This window comes from Cytophagales bacterium, from assembly GCA_033344775.1.
Classification (GTDB): domain Bacteria; phylum Bacteroidota; class Bacteroidia; order Cytophagales; family Cyclobacteriaceae; genus JAWPMT01.
On sequence record JAWPMT010000002.1, the window covers coordinates 476,233 to 500,888 of the forward strand.

General features: G+C 39.4%; 18 protein-coding genes. 8 read left to right on the top strand and 10 right to left on the bottom strand.

Annotated features, from left to right (window positions below; all coding sequences use genetic code 11):
* Positions 1-37: 37 nt before the first annotated feature.
* The gene (locus tag R8G66_06430) at positions 38-184 is read right to left on the bottom strand and encodes a hypothetical protein (protein MDW3191979.1); all 147 of its coding nucleotides are present in this window, start codon (positions 182-184) and stop codon (positions 38-40) included.
* A gap of 304 nt (positions 185-488) precedes the next feature.
* Between R8G66_06430 and R8G66_06435 the strand changes: the two genes are divergently transcribed.
* The 6 genes from R8G66_06435 to R8G66_06460 all read left to right on the top strand — a co-directional run bounded on the left by R8G66_06435 (position 489) and on the right by R8G66_06460 (position 5,515).
* The gene (locus R8G66_06435; protein ID MDW3191980.1) at positions 489-662 is read left to right on the top strand and encodes a hypothetical protein; all 174 of its coding nucleotides are present in this window, start codon (positions 489-491) and stop codon (positions 660-662) included.
* Positions 663-868: 206 nt separating this feature from the next.
* Positions 869-2,026 carry a tetratricopeptide repeat protein gene (locus R8G66_06440; GenBank protein MDW3191981.1) on the top strand — a complete coding sequence of 386 codons (1,158 nt, stop codon included), beginning with the start codon at positions 869-871 and terminating at the stop codon, positions 2,024-2,026.
* 55 nt (positions 2,027-2,081) lie between these two features.
* The gene (locus R8G66_06445; protein MDW3191982.1) at positions 2,082-3,833 is read left to right on the top strand and encodes a hypothetical protein; all 1,752 of its coding nucleotides are present in this window, start codon (positions 2,082-2,084) and stop codon (positions 3,831-3,833) included.
* Positions 3,830-4,330, top strand: coding sequence for a hypothetical protein (locus R8G66_06450; protein ID MDW3191983.1), 501 nt, complete (start codon positions 3,830-3,832; stop codon positions 4,328-4,330). Before R8G66_06445 ends, R8G66_06450 begins: the two co-directional genes overlap by 4 nt.
* A 223-nt stretch (positions 4,331-4,553) precedes the next feature.
* Positions 4,554-5,042: a hypothetical protein gene (locus tag R8G66_06455; GenBank protein ID MDW3191984.1), complete on the top strand. Its 489-nt coding sequence runs from the start codon at positions 4,554-4,556 to the stop codon at positions 5,040-5,042.
* Positions 5,039-5,515, top strand: coding sequence for a hypothetical protein (locus R8G66_06460; protein MDW3191985.1), 477 nt, complete (start codon positions 5,039-5,041; stop codon positions 5,513-5,515). The genes R8G66_06455 and R8G66_06460 overlap by 4 nt, the downstream gene beginning before the upstream one ends.
* A 247-nt stretch (positions 5,516-5,762) precedes the next feature.
* Here the strand turns inward: R8G66_06460 and R8G66_06465 are convergent, their stop codons facing one another.
* The gene (locus tag R8G66_06465; protein MDW3191986.1) at positions 5,763-6,191 is read right to left on the bottom strand and encodes a helix-turn-helix transcriptional regulator; all 429 of its coding nucleotides are present in this window, start codon (positions 6,189-6,191) and stop codon (positions 5,763-5,765) included.
* A gap of 168 nt (positions 6,192-6,359) precedes the next feature.
* Here R8G66_06465 and R8G66_06470 point away from each other — a divergent pair, with 168 nt between their 5' ends.
* A complete protein-coding gene (locus tag R8G66_06470) occupies positions 6,360-6,659 on the top strand; it encodes a hypothetical protein (GenBank protein ID MDW3191987.1) in 300 nt (99 codons plus the stop codon).
* Positions 6,660-7,735: 1,076 nt separating this feature from the next.
* The gene (locus R8G66_06475) at positions 7,736-8,167 is read left to right on the top strand and encodes a hypothetical protein (GenBank protein MDW3191988.1); all 432 of its coding nucleotides are present in this window, start codon (positions 7,736-7,738) and stop codon (positions 8,165-8,167) included.
* Positions 8,168-8,224: 57 nt separating this feature from the next.
* Here R8G66_06475 and R8G66_06480 read toward each other — a convergent pair whose 3' ends face one another.
* From R8G66_06480 to R8G66_06515, 8 genes are all read right to left on the bottom strand, one after another.
* On the bottom strand, positions 8,225-8,653 hold the full coding sequence (locus tag R8G66_06480; protein ID MDW3191989.1) for a hypothetical protein: 429 nt from the start codon (positions 8,651-8,653) through the stop codon (positions 8,225-8,227).
* Positions 8,598-12,128 (bottom strand): DUF6443 domain-containing protein, encoded by a 3,531-nt coding sequence (locus tag R8G66_06485; GenBank protein ID MDW3191990.1) that lies wholly within the window; start codon positions 12,126-12,128, stop codon positions 8,598-8,600. Before R8G66_06485 ends, R8G66_06480 begins: the two co-directional genes overlap by 56 nt.
* 6 nt (positions 12,129-12,134) lie before the next feature.
* A complete protein-coding gene (locus tag R8G66_06490; protein MDW3191991.1) occupies positions 12,135-15,764 on the bottom strand; it encodes a hypothetical protein in 3,630 nt (1,209 codons plus the stop codon).
* A 239-nt stretch (positions 15,765-16,003) separates the two neighbouring features.
* Positions 16,004-16,657, bottom strand: coding sequence for a GIY-YIG nuclease family protein (locus tag R8G66_06495; protein MDW3191992.1), 654 nt, complete (start codon positions 16,655-16,657; stop codon positions 16,004-16,006).
* 108 nt (positions 16,658-16,765) lie between these two features.
* On the bottom strand, positions 16,766-17,461 hold the full coding sequence (locus R8G66_06500) for a hypothetical protein (GenBank protein MDW3191993.1): 696 nt from the start codon (positions 17,459-17,461) through the stop codon (positions 16,766-16,768).
* 109 nt (positions 17,462-17,570) lie between these two features.
* Positions 17,571-20,183: an N-6 DNA methylase gene (locus R8G66_06505; GenBank protein ID MDW3191994.1), complete on the bottom strand. Its 2,613-nt coding sequence runs from the start codon at positions 20,181-20,183 to the stop codon at positions 17,571-17,573.
* Positions 20,184-20,558: 375 nt separating this feature from the next.
* A complete protein-coding gene (locus tag R8G66_06510; protein ID MDW3191995.1) occupies positions 20,559-23,708 on the bottom strand; it encodes a DEAD/DEAH box helicase in 3,150 nt (1,049 codons plus the stop codon).
* Positions 23,701-24,507, bottom strand: a complete 807-nt coding sequence (locus R8G66_06515; protein MDW3191996.1) for a hypothetical protein — start codon at positions 24,505-24,507, stop codon at positions 23,701-23,703. Before R8G66_06515 ends, R8G66_06510 begins: the two co-directional genes overlap by 8 nt.
* Between the last annotated feature and the right edge of the window lie 149 nt (positions 24,508-24,656).

The window sequence follows — 24,656 nt, forward strand, 5'->3', positions numbered from 1 at the left end:
AAATAAAGGCTGGGCCTTTCGGCCCAATAGCACAAATTTATTCTTCACCACTACTGGTGCCAGAACCATCTGCGTCGCTATCACCTCCATTTTTCAATTCAGAATATCGGTCGCCCACCCACATGAATCCTGACATTACACCAGCGGTCACATAACCCATGAGATAACCAGCTCCGTAGAACACATCAGCAAATGAAATAGGATAAGCTGGGATTCCACCATTTCACTCTATCAATGGTCATTTGCTCCGACTTAGATAAAATCTTGTAAGTACATAATCTTTTGCTTTAAGTTGATTAATTATTCTTCGTTGCCTTCACCACAAATTGGTAAATAAATATAGCAGAACTGTTTCATGTGGTGATGTTCAAAAATTTGGTTCTTTCAAGGACAGTATTTTCTTCTTTCACATGACACACAGTAAACGGAAACATCCATTTGTGAATGAGTAGATTTAATCCATGTTTCATTTTAAAATTTTACATGTGATGAAAAAGCATTTCACAACTCTTTTTGGCATTCTTTTTACAGTCATTCTTTTGGCATCATGTACGGAAATTAGCGATCCTATGGAAGAAATAACCGATTTGGTGGAAAATGAAATCGTTTTGAATACCGACGATGGAGATGATGACAAAGGTGGTCCAAAGGGAGGTGAATAACCTCTCTAAATTAAAAGGAGGGGTTGTACATACCTCTCCTCTTTGATTTTTTATTAAGTTTATGTCCACATTAAGACCCGACAGTTCATCATGCTATGAAACAGGTACTACTTGTTATTTGCTGTTATTTCCTATCGAATTTTGCTTTTAGTCAAAAGCCTGAATCCGTCTTACTAGATTATTACAATGGGGAAATCAGACTATCTATGGATAGTGCCAAATCTACGGCTCTTGTCGTATCGGAATCCACTAATAGACCTTACTTCAAAGCGTTATCATCTTATTTGTTAGGACACACACAAGATATTGGTAATGATAAAATATCAGCATTGGTTTCCTATTTGGCCGCCCTTGAAACGTTATCTGAATTAGATACTGTGGATTTATATCTTGAACTCAATGTCAGAAAGAGTCTGGGAGTATTACTTAAAGAGTATCATCATTTTGAACATGCTATAGAGTTCTATAAAGAAGCATTACCATTTGCCGAGCAATACAGTAAAAGAGAACAAGCAAGTCTATGGTATAACCAAGGGAATGCTTACAAAAAAATGGATAGTCTTGATAAAGCCATGATTTGCTATGATCGCTCGTTTGCTTTAGCTCAAGATGATCAGAAGAAGCGATTCCAGATTTATAATCAGCAGGGGTTGCTTCAAAAAAACAAAGGTGATTTAGAGAATGCAAAAGCTTCTTTCATGAAAATCATCGAAATGGAAAACACTATTTCACCTGATCTTTCGATCTACTTGGGCAAGGCATATCATAATCTGGCAAATGTTCTTGCATTGGAAGAACGTTACACGGAAGCTATTGATAATTTTCATTCGGCACTGAAGTATAAAAGAGGCCATTCCCAATTCATAACTTACAAAGATTTGGGAGAGGTGTATTTTTTAGTAGGTGACAGGTCAGAAGCACTTTTGGTACTGGAAAAAGCAAAAAGTTTGTATCCAAAAGTATCACTACACCCTGATAATTTCGGATTATTCAAGCTGATGTCAACGGTATTTCCTGAAACCACTTCAAAACACTTACAGTATTATAAGCAATACACGACGGAGCTTGAACGTTATCAGCGAGAAAGTGAAGAAATTAAAGAGTTAGCAGCTCGAGGATACGTGGGAAGCATGGTAAGTCATTACCTGAATGAAATGAAAGAAATACAACAACGTAGGGCCCAGTTTTGGCTAGTAGGGATGTTTTTGGCTGGGATTATTTCGACCTTACTTGTACTTCTGGGTTGGCAATCATGGAAAAAACGAGGACTCTCCAAAAAAGTTGGTTCGTTGAACGGAACAATTAATGACATAGAAGCAACATTAACGGAAGCCATAAAAGCAACCGAGCGACATAGTTCTTAAAAAAATATTCATTCAATAGTAAACGGAACTTTATATTCCGTCATTAGCAATATTTTTGTCTATCAGTAAATCTGAACTAAGACAAATAATGAAAAAAACTCTGTTAAGAACTGGCGTTATTCTAGGAATGATGCTGTCATTTTGGTCATGCCGTGTAGATGAAGTTGATGTTCTTCCAGTAGATGAAGAATCTACGTCTTTTGAGAATATTGACCTGAATGAATTCTATCCTAGTGATGGGAAAATGGTGCTTGGAAAACAACTAGAGAATGCATATTCTGTTGAGAATATGAAAATCGCCTTAGCGAATCTTACTGCGTCTGGTCGAATTGAAGAAGATATTCAAATTGAAACAACAGACTTATACATCAGGTTTCTGCCAAAAGATTCAACGGAAGTGGCATTGTTGGAGACAGATTCTACATTGACGTTGTTTGATCATCCACTGGATTTCGAAATTGAGCAGGTAGGTCATTGGTATCATGACCCAACTATCCCTGATCATATGCCAACATGGCAATACACTGTTGTAAAACCAGATTTTGAGTTTCCTGCAGTAGAGTTTGAAGTATTGGCGGATCTATTTCTTATACATGAAGATGAGGCGGAAGATGCTGGTAGAATGAGTTTAAGTAGCTGGGAAGCACTTGAAGATGAAGCCCTGAAAATTACTGGAAATGAAGACCTTGATGAAGATGAAGAAGGAGGGCGAACTGAAACCTGGTGTCGAAGTGGTCGCTGGAATCCGAATGGTACAATCAAGGTAATGGAGATGAATGGCGGTGTAGAAACTGGTCAACAAATACCATTGTGGGGTGTTGAAGTCCAGGCAAGAAGGCATTTTTTCTGGAGCAGTGGTACTACGAATTCTAATGGCTATTTCAGGGTAAGTAGACGCTTTCGAAAAAATGTCAATTATAGAATTAAATGGCGAGTTGCAAATCGATATAAGATCACTAATCCCTGGGGGTTCACTCGTCACTTTAATCGTCCAAGTAACACAAGAACAGGTTGCGCCTGGGACATTACAATTCGCGATAGAGAAACTTTATCAGGTGGAACAACAAGAATAATTCACAATCGCGAAGCCTGGACTGAAGCAACCATGGCGATTGCAGCTCGGCATTTTCACTATCAAGCGGAAAGACATGGCCTCAAAACTCCAGATTGGTACAGAAATGCGAGAATACGACTAAAATTTAGAAGTGGTAGTTCTAATCTAATACAAGGATCATTTCGACACAATCCAGCATTCATTACGGAACAAACTAGAATCTGGCTGATGCTAAGAAATGACGTTCGGTTTTTTGTTCAAGGCAATGAGTATACTCCTCAAATTTACCGAACTATGATGCATGAGCTAGGTCATGTAAGTCATATTTGGAAGTCAGGTGTTAATTTTCAAACAAGCTATATCGTAGATCCAATGGTAGTAGAAAGTTTTGGAGAAGCCGTAGAATATTATTTTACACTACCCTATTATCCGGCCATAGTAAGAAATATACCAAATCAACGAGAAAACGAATATAATGACGGAGGAAAAGGATGGCAATACACACCATTCTTCATTGATCTCGTTGATAATGACAACCAAAGATCTAGACTGCCAAATGGTGGGACAACAAATGACTATGCTGACGACAGGGTATTCGGGTATTCATTAAGTCAAATACAAAGAGCTCTTGATAATCGAACTACTTTACGAGGCGTTCAGGAGCATCTGAGAAATAACTTTAGCAATAGCACTGAAAATGAAATAGAAAGATTGAGGGCATTTTACGAAAACATCAAGAATAATAAACGATGAAAAACTACTTAATAGTATTATGCATGTCACTTCTGAGTTTTTTAAGTGCATGTAAGGAAGACCCAATTGAGTGGAATGTTCGACGTTTAATAATAAATGAAAGCCCCGTAGACTTGAAGATTGATGTCTATTTAGGAGATTCAGTTTTTGAGACTATTTCCATTGCTCAAAATAATCTTGATGAGAAAATGGAACTATGCCGTCGGTCAAATGGAGATACTAATTGCAACGTAATGAGTAACGTTGATTTAAGATGGAATCAATTTGCAGATTCGGTGGTAATTACATTTGCAAATGATAGAAGTTTAACGTATTGCCAATTAGAAGGAGTATGTTCTGAGGGCTTAAGAAATATCATGAACTTAACGATACTTCTCAATAATGAAGGAGACTTTTCTGAGTCCGGTTATGTAAGATCAGATATAGAAAGCGTTCAGACTTATACATATACTATCACAGAAGAAGATTATCAAAACGCTGAGCAAATTAGCGGATAAGACATATGTGAACAAGTGATTTTTAATGGTTACTAGCCGCAAAACAAATAGACCGTTCGAAAACTCTCACTCATTTAAGTGAGAGTTCTTCTATAATTTCTGAGTCAGAATTCTCATATTCTTTAGACTAAACGAAGGATTCGGGAGTATTTAATAAATAATCACTCAAACTCAACAGAAGGAAATATTGAGCGATTACGAGACTTTTATGAGAACATCAAAGATGAATGACAAGAAGAGAATGCCTGTACTTGGTGGCATTTTTCTAATGTTGCTACTTTCAGTGTTAGTGTCTTGTGAAAAGGGCGGTGAAGTAGATGTAGTTCGACGTATCATAAATAACACTCCTCATGATGTGGAATTAGAAATATTGGATTTTGGAGTTATCCTTTTTACAGCATCACTTATGTCCCAAGATACACTGAATATCTTGGGAACTTGTGGAACGGGATTTGACGCAGGTCAATGTAATGTTGGGTGGCCACAAGATGCTGAAGAAGGAAGAATTATCTTTAACGAGGAACGAATTCTCTCTTCAACGATTTCACTAAATGAATCCAAGCCGTGCGAAGAAAGAGCGATAAATACAAGTTTGTCTCGTCCTAATTGCTACGGTTATACTTGGTTGCAAGCAAGTGGAAATAATCCTAGTATTCACACCTATATCATTAGTGATGAAGATTATCAAAATGCCGAAACTGTGGGCGGGTGAATAAATATCTTTGGGTATCATTTCTAATGCTGCTCTTCTTAGCAGCCTGTCATAAAGAAACAGAGGAATACGATTATCGGAGGGTAATTATAAATTCATGTTCTAGAAATATTACTTTGGATATTTTTCACCCTTCATATTCAATGTCAAGTGAAATAGACTTAGAATCAGGAATGCAAGACAGATCACGTGCAATTTGTCGTGTTGCCGAATCAGCGAATTTCATATGTGAAGTCGATTGGAGTTTTGCCGATTCAATAATTGTAACGTTTGACGGAGAACGAAAATTAAAATATTGCCGTGTAGAAGGTTCAGGTTGTTTCTTTGATGGAGAAAGGAATATCATCGATATGCCCCAATTAGGAGTCGATGGAGGAACTCAAGCTGGTTGGCAAACTAGTCGTTCAGGTGGAAGTGTAACCCAAACATATACTATTACCGAAGAAGATTATCAAAATGCAGAGCCAATTTAGCAGATAATGTAAGAACTTGACTTAGTTGAATAATAGTCATCGAACTGATCCTAATAAGAACTCTCATCAGAAATGGTGGGAGTTTTTTTTGCCTACAAAAAGTAGCCGGAAAAGGAAATTCCGTCAACTGTGTTAACCTTGCAATATGGTTAAAGCGAGGGTTGTTGTCGCAGAAACTTGAAATGGTGAGTGATGCCCTATGCTGTGTGACAAGGAGTACCGGCTCCTAACCGGTCTCCTTTCATTCTTATCGGTCCTTTATCTTTTCAAGAACATGGAGGACTTTTTGCTTGAGTTCTTCATTTTGCACTTTCAACTGATAATTTTCATGAAGAAGCCTGCGAAATTCGCTTCGAAGTAAGTCGAGTCGATCTGTACTGTCGGTTTGAATAGAATCCAAAAGTTGATCTATGTATTGAGTAACAGTATCATCTTGTGATGGAGCAGCTCCATGTGGCAATCCTTGTCCAAGCTCCAGCCATTCATAAGTTGTACCCAGGATCGTTACCAATTGGGCAATCAATTCTCGCTTTGGATGTTTAACAACTCCGGATTCTAATTTGGTAATATGATCTCTATTAAAGCCCTCTAACTTTTCAGCAAGATCACCTTGTGTTAGCCCCAATTCCTTTCGTAAATCAGCTAGCCTGGTACCAATAGAGTTTTTTACTTTCATCTCTTATTGAATGGTGCAAAATCAGAATCGGCTTAAAGATAGAAATATCACCAAATAGTTTCCGTTTACTTAATTGAAACATAAAATAGGTGCTATTTTTTCATATTCATTCATTAAATAATCTATTATTTCATAATATTACATCGTATATGAAAATAAAGCATACTTATGAAAGATATTGCTTGTGCAAGTGAAGAACTTGTAAATACGGATTTATTACTCAAACTTATTGCAGAAGATATAAAACTCAATCACCTCCATTTCGGATTAAGCGATCTCGGTATTGTACTAGAAATTGACATTCTTGGTATTGGAGAAATTGTCTTTGATTTAACCAAGCCAATTCAAACAAGGCGAGAGAGTTACTATCAAAAAGTCAACGAGTTGCGACGGTTAACGTATAAAGAACTGTCTGAACAATTAGAGCTCCAAAGCAAAATTATTCTTCAAGAGATTCTCTTGCCATAAATACCTTCTTATGATGACCCATGAGACGTATCAAAAACGACTAAATCTCGTCCTTGAAAGTATTCGAGCAGGCAGGCTTCATTCTCCTAATGAACTAGCAGATGTATTTGGATGCACCGAAAAAACAGTGAGAAATATGATCAATGCTTTAAGAAAGCAAGGTCTCAAAATACGATATTCTAAAAGAGAAGGTAAATACATCCTTGATGAATAATATTTAAAACGATTCGATTAGAAATAGGAAAGTGATGGAAATAGTGAAATTTAGGAAGGCCTCCTACCACGTAATTATTTAGCCAAAGAACTGGTGATTGGTACTAAAAAAGAAGTTGGCGACTCGGTAAATAAAGATGCTCGTTATCAAAGAATTTGTGATTTACTCAATGAGATCGTAGTAAATCCGAACAGGAATTCTGACTCTTTATCTCCATTCTCTGAAATAACTGCTCTCATCGAAGGGATATTACAAGAGACCAATGACTTAAAAATTCTTCGAAATCTTCTACTAGAGGAACCGAGAGATTATCAATACATCAAAATACTGCTACTAAAGACTGGTTTGGATAAGATTACTAATATGGAGAATCACAATGATTGAAACGTAACAGCGTGTAAAACCTTCAGTTTGGCTAGACCATGTGACCTGGAGATTCTATGGTTAACACTATAGGTTAATTTGAGTCAGGGTGGGTATGTACAGGGCCTGGAGTAGCCCTCTGTACCTGCCCGACTTTTCAAGGAGTATGACAATATTCAATCCTGATGAATCAGGAACAAAAACGATTGTCAAACGAAAACGGGCTAGTTCCCGTCACTTTTCTGCGCACGCAGAATTTGTCTATGCTGGTTGTAAAGAGGTGGTCCATTGACCACCTCAAATTTTTTTGAATCAACTTGAAATGAAAATGTGCGATTTAAGGTCAACAAGTATCATACTTAGTAACCAAATGACTACTCTTATTGACTATGTACGAAAAATGGATACGACTATGGACTCACGATTATTCAGTTATAGCACCATAATTTCTCAATGTGTAAGCATACTTAATAATCTCCATTTTAAAAGTCCGCGGAAATTGAATGACATTCTAACAGACTTGATAAGCATTATCATGCCATTGGCTCAAAGTTCTGATATGCTCTATCAAGATGCCCAATTCCTCGTTTCCGCTATCATATTCAAACACAAGGGCCGAGATGCCATTTCACCAAAATCTTTTGACTTACTTCTTAATAATGCTTCTTTGTTGAAAGATTTAGAAAGTGATAAAAAGACATTGGCCTGTGGAGCCTTGTATACTATCAAAGGTGAAAATTATGTTATACTAGGTCCATTAGCTCTTGGTACTGACTATTGGATTTATAACCAACTCAAGCTTGATCAACGTAAGACCTTGGTAAGCGTGCCTTCTCATCGCTTATTCGACTTAATGCCACTTTGTTCAGCCGATTTTACGCTTAGAGGGTTCGTGCAACTGGAAGATAGTGGGCTTTGGTCATCACGTTGATGAGGGCTTATTATCTCTCAATTAAAGAAGGCCCTTTTCTTTATCGTGTTCAGTAATTTAAAATACTGGATTGGAGCAGTTATAAAGCGTATCACTATTAAAGTGACAATACATGTTACTCATACTTGTTGATCCATCTGGAGGACACTCCATGAAGTATATAAGAGCTTTCCAACTGTCTTCTTGATAATCAATATAGTTTGGCTCCCCCAAATAACTAATCAATACAGAAGAGCTTTCTCCCCTTAATTCTAGCTGCTTAACTACTTGTTTAAGTGATTCCTGATCAGCATATCGTAATCCTAAACAACCTAGAGTATCAAGCTTCCAGTTAATTAATACAGAATCCATCTTTTCAACTGACAGACTTTGCGTCTTCTCTTTGCTAGGAGTACAGCCAATGAGGAACAGTATTGCTATTAGTAATATCTTATTCGGGTCTGACATTGCCTCTTTTAATATGAAATGTGGTGTTTGTTGAGCCAAAATTCACTCGTTTTACTCCTCTTATATATGTATCTCTAAAGCTTGATTTATCGGAGCCTGTATCCAAGATATAACCTCTAACCTCTGCAAGATTCGAAGAATTAACAGGACCATTATTTCCTACCCCTGGAGTCATAACACCCCCAGCTTTATGGTCCAAGCCAAGGCCATGACCCATTTCGTGAGCTGGAGAGGTATTATACATATCTCTAGTTTGCCAAAAACCAGAGTTCGAGCCTTTAGCCTTAGTCATTTTTGAAACTCCTTCCCAATCTCCACTATCAGACTTAAAGGTATCAGCATAGTTTTCATCTTCTACTCTTATAAAGTTGTACTTCGCATCTCCATCATGTTCCTCTGCTAGTTGTTCTGCTCCTGCTTCATCAGTTATTTCCGAACTAATATTGAATTTAATCCGCCAACCATCACCAGCATCGCTATATCCATCATCGCCAGCATTGGCATTCCACATATCAGTGATATTCGCTTCGGCTGCATCAGCGTTTTCCTGATTTACCCCATCCCCATAAAAAACAATGTGGATATTAACAGTGATAGTCTTCTCATCTTCATCTATCACTGCTTCTCCTGATCGCCCATCCGGATCAATAAAATTGACAGGGTTATTGTACGCATAATGATAAGGTGATTGAGTATAAAAATCTTCGGCAAGTGGATCTATATGATTCCATCTTCCTAGCCATGGGTCAAACATCCTAAAACCATAATCTAACCATCCGGTCTCTTTCTGTTCTTCCTTTCCGTTGTATTTATACAAGTTTTCAGGACTTATGGCAGAGTGGTTGAAGGTGCCTCCAAATGGATAATAAGCATCTCTCTGCATAACAGAGCCATTTTCACTTACAGTAACTCGGATGTTCCCAAGATGATCCGCTACATTGTAGTGATAATTCCAGCTCGATTGATTCTTTAAGGCTCGTCCTTCGGCATGTTGAATGAACTCAAGTTGGGCACTTCCTTCTGAGGGTTCCTTTTCGTAATGGAATACGCCATCATAAGTCCATTCTTTACCATTAAATGTTTTTAGGTGTTTGACCCCTGTTGCATCATAGGTGTAATTGATGCTTTGCCCTGTATTCATTGTGACTCGTTGTGGAAGGTTCAGGTAGTTGTACTGGATATTGGTGATGCCCTTATTGGAATCACTGGTCATATTTCCATTTTTATCGTACTTGTATTCTTCGGTCTCCACTGATGATGAAACGTTCATAAACCCTTGTGTGTTGTTCGTTGCATCTTCTACACGTGTCAACTGATTTCCAATGTAGTCATAATCCAGGTTATCAATGGTATTTCGCTGTAAGGTTTGAAGGTTCCCATTCTTGTCATAAGTGATGCCACTTACATCGTAGTTCCCTACTCCAGTATAATTGGCAAGCTTTAGCCTATTTAGATTGTCGTAGGAGTATTGGTAATTCTGAGTAGCCTCTGTTACACCGCCGCCTTTCGCCTTCCAGAGCATCTGAGAAATGTTGCCATTGAAATTCCCTGAAGAAGCATCGTTATACTTCAGTTCCATTCCAAATTGATCTGTAGAAGGATCATCAAAATTGCTAGCTCCCCCGTTGATGGCTGTTAACCATCCTCTTTCATTGTAGCGGTAATCCACTGATTGTGCAGGTGAGCCATCATCATGCAGGTCTTCCTCGATCAATTGACCAATGGCATTATAGGTATGATTAGCCAAAGGTTTGGTTCCATGTCCTACGATCTCATGGGTGTGGGTCAGTAAACGGTCTCGATGATCATAAGTGAAATTCTCCTCGATGGTAGTAGTAGAAGTTCCATTTCTGTGCAGCGTCGAGGATCGCTTGACTAAGGATGATACTTTGTTTCTATAGGTGATAACCACCTGGTCGGCATCACCGAAATAGTTTTCAGTGATGGTTGCTTTTGATCGCAACCTGTCGTCATAGTAGGCTACCGACTTTAGGTGCTTGACCGGACTTTCCTTAAGCAATTTGGTAAGCCCACCAGTAGCTAATCCTTTTACCGAGGGATAGTGATTGGCATAACTATAATCTGATCCCCAGCTAAAGTCAGTAACAAAATCATACTTGTCATAGTAAGTGACTGTCAGTACCTCTGTACCCGAGGCCTGAGGATAGCCCGTGTCATCATAACCGTGTACATTACCACCTACATTACCAATGTAAGCCACGCCAAAGTCGTAGTTATTGTTGCCATCGATGATGGCCTGCAGTTCACTCCGGTTTTGAGTCATGCTTTTAATTCCTGTCATCACGGGCCTGTTCAGCTCATCGTATTTGGTGTACAGCCACTGATGTTCGTAAGTCGCCTGACTGGTCGATTTGGTTGCCGAAAAGTTATCAGCCTTGGAAGCACTGAAGTTGGGTTTCTTGAAAAGGATCTTCGCTCCAGGCGCTCTTACATAGCTTTTACCCTGATAACTTTCTACCACCAGCGTACCCGACTCAACGTACTGTACTGAGCCTGAAGTAGTGGTGCCAGAAATCACCGGAACATTCCTCCGGTTGCCGTCCAGAGTAAAGACCAACCTGTCTCTTTTATCATATACCATCTCAATTTTTTCCGATCCAGGCACCTGTTTTTCGATCATGCGATTGCGATAGTCGTATTGATAGCGGAACAGCCATTTACTGCAGAAATTGTTGTCATTCAACAAACTCCAGTTGGTTCCAATCTCAGCAACTGCCTGCGGGGGAATCACAAAGGTTAAGAGGTTGTGATCATCAAAGACATAATAGGTATAGGTTTCATCGGAAGTTCCCACCGCATTGATCTTACAAACCACTTGGCCTGTTTTGTTGGTATACTCCAGCATCATCTTTCCATCTTCATCAGTAGTCAGCATGCCTCGAAGTTCATTGGCTGGATAGTTTCCAGTAGCAGTCATGATCTGATTTGCACTGTTATCGACGGTGATTTGCCTGATTTCATTGGCGTCATTGAATTGATAGGTATAACTAACCGCATGCGTTCCTCCTTCAGCAGAACTTCGCCACGGGGTTCCAGGTGAACTGATTTCAATCGCTCGATTCAGCGGAGAGTCATCAAAGAGGGTTTGAGAATAAGGGTAGTCAATGGTATCAACTCCGGTTGGAGGTGCGTCATAAAACCCTTCGAGGCCCGTGAGTGGGCTGTTGTAGTAAGCACCTGATGTGGTATTCGCTCGAAAAGGCAAATAATCCTTATCCGCTCTGCCGATAGGGTCATAGCTGTACATTTTAACCATATCTGACCCATTGGGAGAGGCTTCGCGCATCACTTCCTGATTGGTTCTTCCTAGTCCATCAACATATACGATATCGCTCTGTACTTGCTGTTGGCTGGCCCTTTGAGCATTCAGGTTGGTCTTTATCGTATCACGGGCCGTAAGGCTCATGACATAGTTCTTAGTGCTCGTTTGTCCAAGGCTTACGACACTAGAGGTAAGCGTAGCTAATAGAAGCAGGATTACTTTGAGTTTCATAAGCGTTTAGTTCGAGTAGTTGTATTTGTATTCTTTCAAGATGTTCTGATCCTGGTCCTTGACCTGGTAAAGCCGATGAAAGTCATCGTAATGGTAGGTGATAACCAAGCCATTCGGATCTATCTGCTTGGATATGCCTATCCCCGGATCATACAAGTAAGTCGTCATCAAGGCCTGATCTGGTATTTCATTCCTGAGATCCGATAGAATCGATTCAATGGTTGCCGAACTGGTTTGTGATTCCAAATTCGATATCGAAGAAGAAATGGCATTCAAGTCGGTGGTAAGCTGAGCGTAGGAGTAATCAGCAATGGATGCCACCTGCATTGTGCCATCATAACTCCAAAGCTGGATGGTCTTCAATCCATCCCTGACTACTTCTATCAGGTTGCCGGATGCCGTTTCATAATCCAGTTGAATCCGTTCTTCTCGTTCTGAAGCCGATCTGCCTAGCAATACTCGATCAGGCAGGTGATAATTACCATAGGACGAAAACTCAACTTTTCTGCTAAGCTGTGATGTTTGGCCATTGGTTACATTACTTTCCAACACTTCAGCAATTCGGTGATTGGCCAATAGCTCTGTTTCAGAAAGGTCAGCAGGATATTTAAAGGTTTCCGTGATTTCATCACCAAGGCTGTTGAAAACCGACTTGCTTCTGACCTGATAGGACACTGAAGGATCATACATATATTGGGTAACCTGATTCAAAGGATTGCCATCATCATCATAAGAGGTGGTTAAGGTTCGATTGAGCTTGATGAAATACCTGCTACTTGCCAAAGTGCGTTGCTGATGGATGGGCATCGGGCCACTTCTAAAACAGGAGACATTGGAGGTGCATATTTCTCCTTCGTACTGTGTATTCCCCACACCCGAAAAGACATTGACCCAGAACTGAGCAGGATTGGAGGCAAGGAACTTGTTGCAGATTGCAGAAGTGCCGCCCCACCAGGGCTTCCAGCATTTCTTGGAGGTTCGGGTAAAACAACCTGGCCCAACCCACATGCAAGGAGCCTGATCGCCTTCAAGCCAATCCACGTAATCGAAAAACACATGATCGCCGGTGTTATCGGCCTGAACGATCATAATGTCACGGTTATCAATATCGGCTATCTGTTTGAACCAAAAGCCATGAAAGCCCTCACCGATGTACTCAACGCTGTATTCATTGGCGACTACTTCAACCTTGGCATGTGTATCATTGGTGGTGTTTTTTCTGTAGATGGCCTGGTCCGTCACTCGACCATTCATCTGATGGTAGTTGATATAGGGATCTATACTCTGCGCTTCACTTCTGTTTTCGAAATAGGTAACCGAAACGCCATTGTAATCCGCATTGATCTCGTCCCAATCTACCTGTGAAACGGTCGAATAAGTGATGACATTCGGTGTGGGAGTCGCTTGATTGTTGGCGTATCGTTGTAGGTACTGACAGTCTCCAAAAGGCTCATAGATCCTTTCAAATAATCGTGGCTGATGAAGCTGCGCACTGGAAGCCGCATTGGACTCCAGAAATGATTTAGTGATCTCACTTGGCTTTTTTAGAGATAGATCACCGTAATAGTAATAGGTAGTCTTAGCCAATGCATTGGTCGCTTCATAGTCCAGAGTTTTATATACCCTGGGTGCACCAACATTCAGGTTGACCGTTGAAGTTGTTTCTTCATAAATGTCCATGGTGATGGTTACACCAAAGATGTTGTTGACCAGCAACATGTTGTAGATCCCAGGACCAAGGGTTACTTGTTCCAAAACAGCAACCACAGCCCCGTCTTCACGGAATTCTGTCACAATGGCACTGTTATTTACAAAATCGCAATAGTCATTGCCATCCCCATTGACCCCTGACGCATCAGTGAGTGCAGCAAAGTATAAGGGAGCTGTTTGAACTGGGAAGTTGCTACCTGTAACAGAAATCTCAACGGTGTAAGTCCCGGATTGAGTTAACCTGAAATTGTCGGTTGCAGAATTGGGAATACCAAGTACGCCATCATCACAATAGGTGCCTGCGGTTTCACCACCAGAAACGGTAAGCCTTCCCAGATACTTTCTGTTCTCCACTAATTGACTTCCCGTGACCCAGGGAAGCTGATAGGAAAACTCGGTATATCCTCCTGTAGGATAGGTAACCTTTGACAACATGCCAACAGTAGCATAAGCTACCCTCGATTCTCGGTTGACACCTGTTAAATGACTCGCATCATCATAGTCACTATTCTTAGGAAAGAGGTTGTTCCCTCCCCATCCATTGTAAAAGCCCCAATAGTCCTGTGCATTGCTTGTTCTTGAAGGGATAGAATTGCGGTCTTTATATTCAAAAGTGTACTTCTGAGGATTGGCCGAAGCTGCTGCAAACAATTGAACTTCATCCAAAAGGAGCCTGCTTTCCCAATCTGGACCATTTTCATCCGGTCCGGCATAACTGTACTTTAGTTCACACCTTTGGAGCGTATTCTGGGAAGTCAGGTCTTTGATTATGATTTCTTCTACTGCTTTTCTTCCCGCCAGGTCTTTTCGATCATTAGTCTGTCTTTTTAGCTCCAACATGTCTTTGTTATTCCTTCTGATCTTATTCAGAAAGGGCTGACTGATGACATAGTTAATCTGGGAATTCATCGTATAAGTTTCAGCGGCCTTACAATCTGGGTCCGTCGGGGCATTGTTATGCCAATCCGTGTAAATGGCTCTTTTCAATGCGGGTTGTTGAGCGCTCCAGGGAGTCGGTGACAGGTACGAAAAGTTGAAGGTGTCTCGTTTGTCTCCAGAAGTGATTTGAGAGACGTACCATGCTGAATTGTGCTTCAAATGATCAATGAAGTCTGAGCTGTCGTCAAATGATTCAGTGGTTTCGGCGTGATTAAATAGGTAAGTGTTCCCGTTGGCATCCCGAACTTTCCATGAGGCAATTTTTGTGCTGTGTGTGGTGCCATTTGAGGCAAATGTTACTTCTACATCCAGCGTGGGATCATCAATCGCCAAGGCTTTCTTTATAAGCGGGTTTCCGGTATCAGAATCATAATCGATGTACACTTTAGCAGAGACATTCAGTACGTTGATGGAATAGAGGTCAACTTGCGTGTCAATCTCTCGCTTGATCACCCGATCCCTGTATTGCAAGAAGTCTTCAATGAGGTTATCATCAGCGGGAAAAACATCCCCTCTTTGGATTTCAAGAGACTTGAATAATTCGAAGTATGCCTGATAACTAAAGTCTCCTAGTAGTTCACTGCTGCTTTGTCTTTGAGGAAAAGGATCAGGGCTGTACGTCGTATAATGGCTACCGGTGATGTAATGGTCTGGTAGCCCCCTCACTTCCTTGGTTACCATACCTCCAACTCGGAGATTCCAACCCAGGCCTACTTCTGTGGCAAGCTGCTCTACCTTGATTCCACCTCCACTATAGGTAAGACTCACAGGAATGGCAAGAGATCTGCCTGATACTGAGCCAATGGGAACCGATACCGAAGAAGCTCCGGTAAACATGGAAATGGATTGGTTACCGTAAGCGCTGAATGCAGCGGCTTCAGGAGACTTGGGGATCGTGACAAAATCTCCGGGATCAATCTGTGCCTTCAGGCTTGGCAGGCACAGCAAGTAGCTAAATAGAAAAAGTGTTAGGGCTTTGTTTTGCATACCGAAAGTTGAACTTGTTATGAAGAAGTTTCAACTAAGGAACAAAAACGGTTTTATAAAGTCCAGAAGAACTTCATGAACGTACCGAAAAACTTCATGTAGGTAACGGATTTGCTAATGAACGTAAAACGGTTTGGTGTTTGTGTTATCTTGTTTTCACAGAAAATGGTTGGCTTTTGATCCGATGCTTTCTACAAAAAGAAATTCGTTGTTATGCGATGTAACTTTTAGTGCATTGTTTATGGTTCATAAAAGAATGAACTTCTAAGATTATTCCAGATGTATGAAAACTCATCGATAAATGGTTGTTTGTCCATTCTCGTCTGATAGTTTTTCATCTTGTCCATCTTATTTTCAGTACTATTTAGAAAGTCACCTCCATGAACATTTTCGGGACCATAAATCAGGAGGTATTGGTAGGTAACATAGTTTTCAAAATGAACTTTGTATTTAATGTCACTGTGATAGGTGCTTAACACCTGGTGAACACCCTTAATTGGATTTCGTTTGATGAATTCAATTTTAGATTCCTGGGTAAAATGTTGTCGAAATCGATTCTTCAGGCGTACCGCAGAACCTATATAGAATTTGTTGTTTTCAAGTTCAAGCACATATACGAAGTGCTTTTTAGATTTCTTTTTATCCCGTTTGAATTCGTTTTTAAAAAGTAAGAAGCAAAATCCTGTATTATCATAGAACCGACAAGAAATCCAATGTTGATTGAATCGCTGATTCAACCATTCAAGAGGCTGTAATGGATGACCTAATGTAAAGTCTGCACTTTTTCTATTGTGAAATTCAACATTGACCTTCAATGCTCCATTCAAATGCCTAATGGCAGTAGAATTGAATTCAGGATCGATACAAAAGTCTTCTACATATCTAGTTATCACAATGGTTAAATTAGACCATCTGGTATTCTTCCAAAAAAAGACTTTTTCATCTGAAGTAATTGATTCCATTCTTTAAAGCAAACACCTGCTCCTCGTTGATTCAAAGCTCTAACAAAAGCAAAAGAGTTCCTCTTCCTCTATTTGATTAGTGTATTCTTGCCTTGTAGTTTGAAAAAGGATTTCTTCTGCCGAATGACCTTTGACTCTTCTCATGGTATCTCCAGCGGCATTTTCAAGAATTGCCTGTTGAAGAAAAGGAAGTTCATATTCACGACTGGCCATTACTTTCTTGGCTTTTGTTTTCAGATGACAATTGACACAGTTCCCCAGGTATTTCTTGTCCCTGATCTCTAATTGAAAAGCCTGTTTGTCCCAAAAATCCTTCACATCCTCTTCCTCAAAACCCAGGTCATAAAGGGGCATTTTGACCTGTACCTTGGCCGTTTTGGAAGCAAGGTTTCCGAAGTATCTCTTGGGTTCATCCTTTCTGATACCTAAATACTTGGTGTATTGCTCCAGTCCGTAATTACGTTTCAAGAAATCACTCATGGTGCTTACTTTCAATCGTCCTGTACAGTAGCGATGAACGACATTGGGAACTGACCAGTCAAGTTGCTTGATATAGCGAATGGCGTTATAGTACAAAATGACCTTCAGCATAGGTAATCCCTGCATATTACAAGTGTCAGCTGTGACCAGGTTGAATTGATGCAAACCGGCCTCCTGATCAAACAAAGCATGAAATTCCCTGACGCATCGTCGATAATCAGCTTTTACCTCTGCCTTGATATGATCGGGACTCACCGTTTTCCAGTCAGGAAAATCATGGTCATTGGTATCAAAAGTCAGGATCTTCTTACCAGGAATAACCTCATAAGGTTGCCTAACCTCATTAATTGATTGTTGTAATAAATCATGGTTCTAATTCATTTTTTAGTTGTTCGATTACTTGATCTATATCGCCCTTGGATTGGGAGTTGGCCTGGGTTTGGTTTATCAGGCGTGGGTTTACCCGTTGCCAGAGTTCTTCAAAGCTGTTGACCATTTCATTGAATTCGGGCCGTTGCCACAATTGAGGTGCGACACCTTCGGGTTTGGGTTTACGACCAGAAATGAGGATCAGCATCGTCTTTTCAATGGCCCCTTGTTTGTTGTAGAGTTTGAAAGAGTTCAGGTTGATTACATCATCCACCTTATAATGCCGAAACAGCCAATTAAAAAATGGACGGTATTTAGCGATCAGACCATCTTCACCAAAATAGATATATCCCATGATGATGATGGCCGCCCGTCCATTGTCCTTCATAGTATGCAGCGCTAACCCACTCATCACATGCTCCAAGCGAATATTTTGGGCTAGACCTATGTGATTATGAAAGTAGGTCTCGATGATATGCACTTTGTCATACTTTTCTTCTTCCCATCGTGAGAAGGGTGGATTGGTGACGACTACATCAAAGGATCGATCCAGTGCTTTTCCAAATGGCTCAGCGGCATTGAAAGAGGTAATCGTTGAAAACTGAACAAACTCCAGGGATTTAATTCTTGTCTTGTCAATTTCGTTAGCATGTGTCATTGCTGGATCAGCGCCGACTAAAAGCAATCCATTTCCGGCACTTGGCTCAAAAATGCGCCTGGCGTTTTTCATGCCTGTGTATTCAGCTACAATGGCACCAATGGGGCATGGAGTGGAGTATTGCTTGTAGATCTCCTTTGAACTATCGGAATAGGCGTATGTAGGTTGAACATGATGCCAGAAATGGATCATCTTCGCCAGTCGATGCTCAAAGGGGATCGGCTCCCGGTAAAGCGCACGATACCATAGCATCCAGCTTAACTCCACCGCTTCCCACATGATCCCCATGTTTAAAACCTTTAACGCTTTTGCCAGCTTTTCGACCTGGCCTTTAGTAACTCGCTTGTTCTCTGCATAATCATCATGCATGTGAGCAATGACTCGATCAAGGTAGTCTGAGTAATGCTCCTCAATGAGTTCGGGATAATCCTTTGGTTCTTCTAGTGCTCCCTTGGAATTGACCAAGCCTTCTTCAGTCCGTGAAAATTGTCGCTCAGCTACTGACCCAGTGTGTCCTGACTGTACCCCGATCTTTTGAATGGTAGGCCAAATCTCACCCTTCAGGTGATAGTAGTTCGGGTAGTTGTGTCTTAGCCATACTGAAAAGAGAATCGGTAATTCATGATCGTCAATGTGCACTTTCGGGAAATCCTCTTCTCGTTTTGTGGCAAAAGCAATGAATTGCTTAACAAGTTGCTTTCTTTCTTCATTCGATAACTCCTTAGGGTTTTCTGTTTCAAGGCTTGGAATCTCAACAATTCCTAAGGAAACCTCTCCGTTGAGATCATCAGCTTCAGCGGAAAGTGATTTTCCTTCTTCACCCGAAAATTCCTTAGGAATTTCTGCTCCAGAGGTCGAAATCTCAACAATTCCTAAGGAAACCTCTCCATTGAGATCATTGGCTTCAGCGGCAAGTGTTTTTCCTCCTTCATCCGAAAATTCCTTAGGAATTTCTGCTCCAGGGGTCGGAATCTCAACAATTGTTAAGGAAACCTCTCCATTGAGATCATCTGCTTCAGCGGCAAGTGTTTTTCCTCCTTCATCCGAAAATTCCTTAGGAATTTCTGCTCCAGGGGTCGGAATCTCAACAATTCCTAAGGAAACCTCTCCGTTGAGATCATCTGCTTCAGCGGCAAGTGTTTTTCCTCCTTCATCCGAAAATTCCTTAGGAATTTCTGCTCCAGGTGTTGAATTCTCAACATTTGTTAAGGAAACTTCTCCGTTGAGGTCATTTGCTTCAGCGGCAAGTGTTTTTCCTCCTTCATCCGAGAATTCCTTAGGAATTTCTGCTTCAGGGGTCGGGATTTCAACAATTTCTAAGGAAATCTCTTCGTTGAGATCATCTGCTTCAGCGGTAAGAATCTTTCCCTCTTCATCCGAGAATTCCTTAGGAATTTCTGCTCCAGGGGTTGGAATCTCAACATTTGTTAAGGAAACCTCTCCGTTGAGACCATTGGCTACAGCGGTAAGAATCTTTCCCTCCTTAAAGAGTGCTCTTGCTTTAACCTTTTGTTTCTTTGGAAAAACACGCACTTTCTTAAAGGCACTTCCGAATTTTTGCCTACCGAAAGATTCAGCTATAAAAGTGGAAACCTTTTTAAAGGGATCAAATACAACATAATCTTCCTGTTTAATGTTATTCTCCTTACCGAAGGAGATCGTTACGTAACTAAACCTGTTTTGATTGATGTTCGCTAAGGAAGGTTCAAAGGAAGGAAGCAAAGGCACCGATTCGATGGCGGCTCCCTTAGCAAGAGCTTCCTCCAGGGCTTGCACATAGTTCTGGTAAGCAGGGTGATTATTACCTAGCCATTTTTTTGGGCTTTTGAAATGCTGCCTTAATCCAATTTTTTCCTTAAGAAAAGTTGCGGTCTCCTTAGGGAGTTCCTTACTAAAGAACAATTCATCTCGTTCTTTTTCTTCATTAAATGTAACTGTAACTTCAATCATAGAATTCAAATCTTGGGTCTCCCTTAAGGAGCCTCTTTAGGTTCTCGCAATTGATTTTAGAGAACCTTGGAGGGTTACATTGCAATTAGGAAGTGATTAATCTGCCTAATTGTAAGATTAAATCTAGATTACACTCTTGATTTGAAGAAGGTACACTTTCGTACCGTGGTACCAACAGTAGGTAAGGTGGTGAATTGGAATTAAGACAATTCTTGCCGAGGGGATAATTTATAGGGGGGATAAATAAAAAGGATTTGTGTGAATTAAGCAGAAACCAAAATTAAAATCCGAGCAATTGGATTGGAGCACTGAAGTTTCTAATCCAAATGATCATATCAAGGATTCAGGTGATACTATTTTGTTGGTAGAATTAATTCACGCTCCATCGTATGCCGCATGGGTTTGTACACGAGAAATCATCTTAAAATTTCTTTTGAAAAATAATTTAGTCGAAGATTCGACACCTTCTCTTATGCAACTGGCCAAAAACCTAATGTTCATTGATAAATCTTCTTTTACCTTTCCATTTTGTTTAGCCTTCTCAATAATAACCATAGACAATAATCCAAAAGCAAAACTAACTTCCGGAATCAACCGAATTATGAAATTTCGAGTTTTGGTCAAGAAAGGATCACTCTTACCGGGAATAAGACTGTCCAGCTTTTCCATGTTTGCCCCAAGAATATATTCATTTAGCAAATCTTTCAATGTAGCTAGACCATTTTTGATTTTTTCAAAATCTTCATTTTGAGGTTTTAGTCCAACAACTCTGTTTATTTGAGAGATAGTATTTTGTTTCGTGAATGTTCCTTTTATCCTAAATTCATCTTCAGCAAGCCAATTAATAAGAAAATCAATGTATTGACTCACAGAGTATTGGATAAAGTCATCAAATTGAATTTTATCTATAGCGTTTGAGAGTTCAAGAATTAAATCAGGGTCAATTCCGGTTTTGAAGCTAATTTCTTTTGACCAAATAAGGTTTTCGGATAACGAATCCATCTCATTTCTTCTATCGAGAAGTTTTTGAACTTGGAAATCAAATGTTTCTTCCTGATTTAACTGAACTGCTTTGAATGAATAGAAAGAATTCTTTAACATTTGTTTTGTTTCATTCTCTGAAATGTTTTCAGGTTTGAAACGATATAATGAATTGATTTCTGCTGTTGTCAAATCATGAGAGTCATCTTGAAGTGAATCCAGAAAAAACTCCAAAGGGTCTTCTACCTTAAGGCATTGATCACTTTTTGAGAAAATTTCATTTTTTAAATCCCACCATCTTGGTGAAATGTTACTTCCATCTATAGTTACAATTTCTCCGGGTATTACGATCACTCCACCTTGTGATGAAAGACCTGCTCGACCTGCACGGCCAGCAGCATTTAGAAGTTCGTGGGGAGGAATTCGCTCTCTAAAATTAGTGTCATCGTTATATCTATCATCACCAGCTATTATTACCATTTCCGCTGGTAGATTTATCCCTTGTGCTAGAGTTGCAGTGGCAACTAATACAATTGAGCCTTGTTCCGCTCTGAAATAATTCTCAATTAAGCTGCGTTCTATCGGAAGAAGGAGGCCATGGTGAACACCAACGTTCTCACGATTATACAAATAGGAATATTTAAAATCTCCTAACTCCTCTTTTAGACTTTGAATCACTTCATAATTATTAGAAATATATGATGTAAACGAATTTTCTCTTTCTTTCAGAAGATCACTTACCTTATTTGCTGTAGAATTAGCTATTATGGGATTGTCTACAAAAATCAGAGTCTTCAAATTTTGCTCAGCAAAATATGAACCCAGTCTGGAAGCTACATCGTTACGGTTAGATGTTAATCGCCAGCCTTTATTTATAGCAAGTCTAACATCCTGATCAATTGGTTTGATCTTAATATAATCATCTTCATTTTCAGTTTCCCAGATATTTCTTAAGCTAAATAGGCAATAAGCTCCGATAGTCATTTCGCTTTGCAATTGCGATGGAGGATTTACTGTTGTTGCTGTAGATTTAGCAAGATTTATTTTTTTTCTTAAAGAATTAATTTCTTCTTGTTCAAAAATTAATGAGCCATGTAATTGTCTTGTTGGTTTCCAAGATGAATTAAATGAGAAACAGTTTCTTCCAGTTATAGACTTTATCCAATCTGCAATCTCATTACCATTTTCAACCATCGCCGATACTAATAAATAATCAGCATGAGGAATATATGTTAATAATGTGATTAAACAATACATCGCATCAAGCGATCTTCTATCTCTTTTAATATCGACTCCATGAATTAAATGGAATTCATCAAATACTACTAATCCTACATCTTCAATAATCTTTGGGTTGATGTTATATGAAGTGAGACATTTTTCAGGTGTCATCACATTAATCGTGAATGACTCTATTTCTAGGATCTCAGAATATTCAGAATCCATTTCAAAAACCTCAGATTCATAATCTTTGAAAACAGACTTTAGGTTTTTTTTTACTTGATCTTCGAGTGCATGAGTTGGAACTAAATAGATGATCTTCTTTTCGGTTATAAGTGTTGACGCAATCTTAAGTTCCGCTAAAGTCGATTTGCCTGCACCTGTAGGGAGAGTAAGAATAGCTGAATTTCCAGGTTCAATAAAACCAGTTTTTACTGCATCAAAGTGATTTTCCCATAGATAGGGTCTTTCATCTGCTATTTTTTGGAGAAATTCTGTCCAATTATTTGAGTCGATTCCTTTTGGGGGAGGAATATTTACTACCCCTCGTAGAAGAATATCCGATTCGAGAATCTTAAGAAGTTTGGCAAGATGAAGTGGGCCAGTAAAAAGATCAATTTGAATTGGTATTGAGATATCAATCGATGAAATATCAATAACTTTTTGAAAATGATCCTCTTGATTTTCTGAAGGCTTTTTTGTCAATTTTTTAGAGATAGACTGAATGCCTAATCCAAGTTCTCTCCATAAATAATCCTGAGCTGCCTCAAGTTCATCATCAAATGTGATTTCATCTTCTATGAACTGAGTAGAAACTATTTGAGATAATTCTCCTCTTGCAAGTGATTTAATAAAAAAAACCATCTTGCTTCTGGTTGGACTCGTATCTTGGGTTACATTAATTTTAGATGAAATCTCCGCCGCGTCAGCCTGACTATTGCCAATTAAAAATAAAATTGACGCAGAAACGAGTCTGGAAATGGCATCAATTTTCAGATCAGAAGTTTCAGTAAAATTGTAAATTCTGCTGACTCGAAAAATAAGATTATGAGCAGTTGCCGCAACAAAAGCAATTGACTCTTTATTTTCATGGTCAGGAATGGTAATGAGGATTGTTTCCAGGTTACTCGCAAGATTCTGCAACCATGTCACATCGTTTATTATATCACTATCAATTAAGTCAATAGTTCCATTACTAATATACCTTCTAATACTAATTATTCGAGAATAAATCCTTGTCAACTCCATTGGAAGACGAGAAATATCAATATTTCCGATTTGAGGAACTTGTCTTATTTTCTCTTCTGTAACAGAATTATACATGGATAGGCTTCTTCTTTTTTAATTCTTCTATTACTAATAAAATGAAATCGTCCATCCACTTTCTAATGTCATCTTTATATATCGTGGAAGCAAATCTTCTATGAGGATTAGACCCTACAACCTTCTTGTCATATTCATTGAACAGCGTTTCTTTTCCCTTTTTATCAGCATGATAAGACAAACGATTAATTCCAACTCTATAACGCCTAAGTTCTTTTGAACACAAATCATTTTGATTGATCTCCAGAATTGTCCCTCCATCTAAATGCTCTAATAAGGCTGAAATTCTTCCCACAATTTTATTATCATGAATGCCCATTTCGAAATCGCTAAACTCCGGCCAAATCTGTCGCTGAATCAGGTTTCTAGGGTTTTTGGTGAATTTGTCTTCCGTAATGACTATTTCCTCAATTTTTTTATCTGAGCCAATTGTTACGGCAATTCCATCTAAACCATGCTGTGCCGGCGCATCGTGTGGCGGTTGGTTGTAAAAATCTTGATCTGAGCTTTCAATAAATAGTGCAAGCCATGAAATAATTTGAAATATCCAACCATCTCTTTTCTCTATGTCTTTGTCAGATTTATCTTTTGCATCTAAACGTGCGATTGCGTAGGAAACTTCGTCTTCAGTTATTCGAAAGCTAGTTGTTGCTAGTGATTTAAGAACCCTTTTCACGTTGGCATAGCGTCCAAGAACTATTTCAGCCACATAACTTGCCAACTTCCCTTCATCTGTAATTTCGAATTCATTATCAATGACTAAAGGTGTGCAATCAATCGCGTTAAAAGAGATTGGCATAAAAATTAGATTTTATGGGCAGTAACAGATAATATTCAATAGCGCTTAATTTCAGAAGAGAAGGAATTTTGTTTTTTCTATTTCTCATATACCCCTACGAATCTAAGATTTATTTAATGACCAACAAAACGGTGAAGGCTCACTAAGCA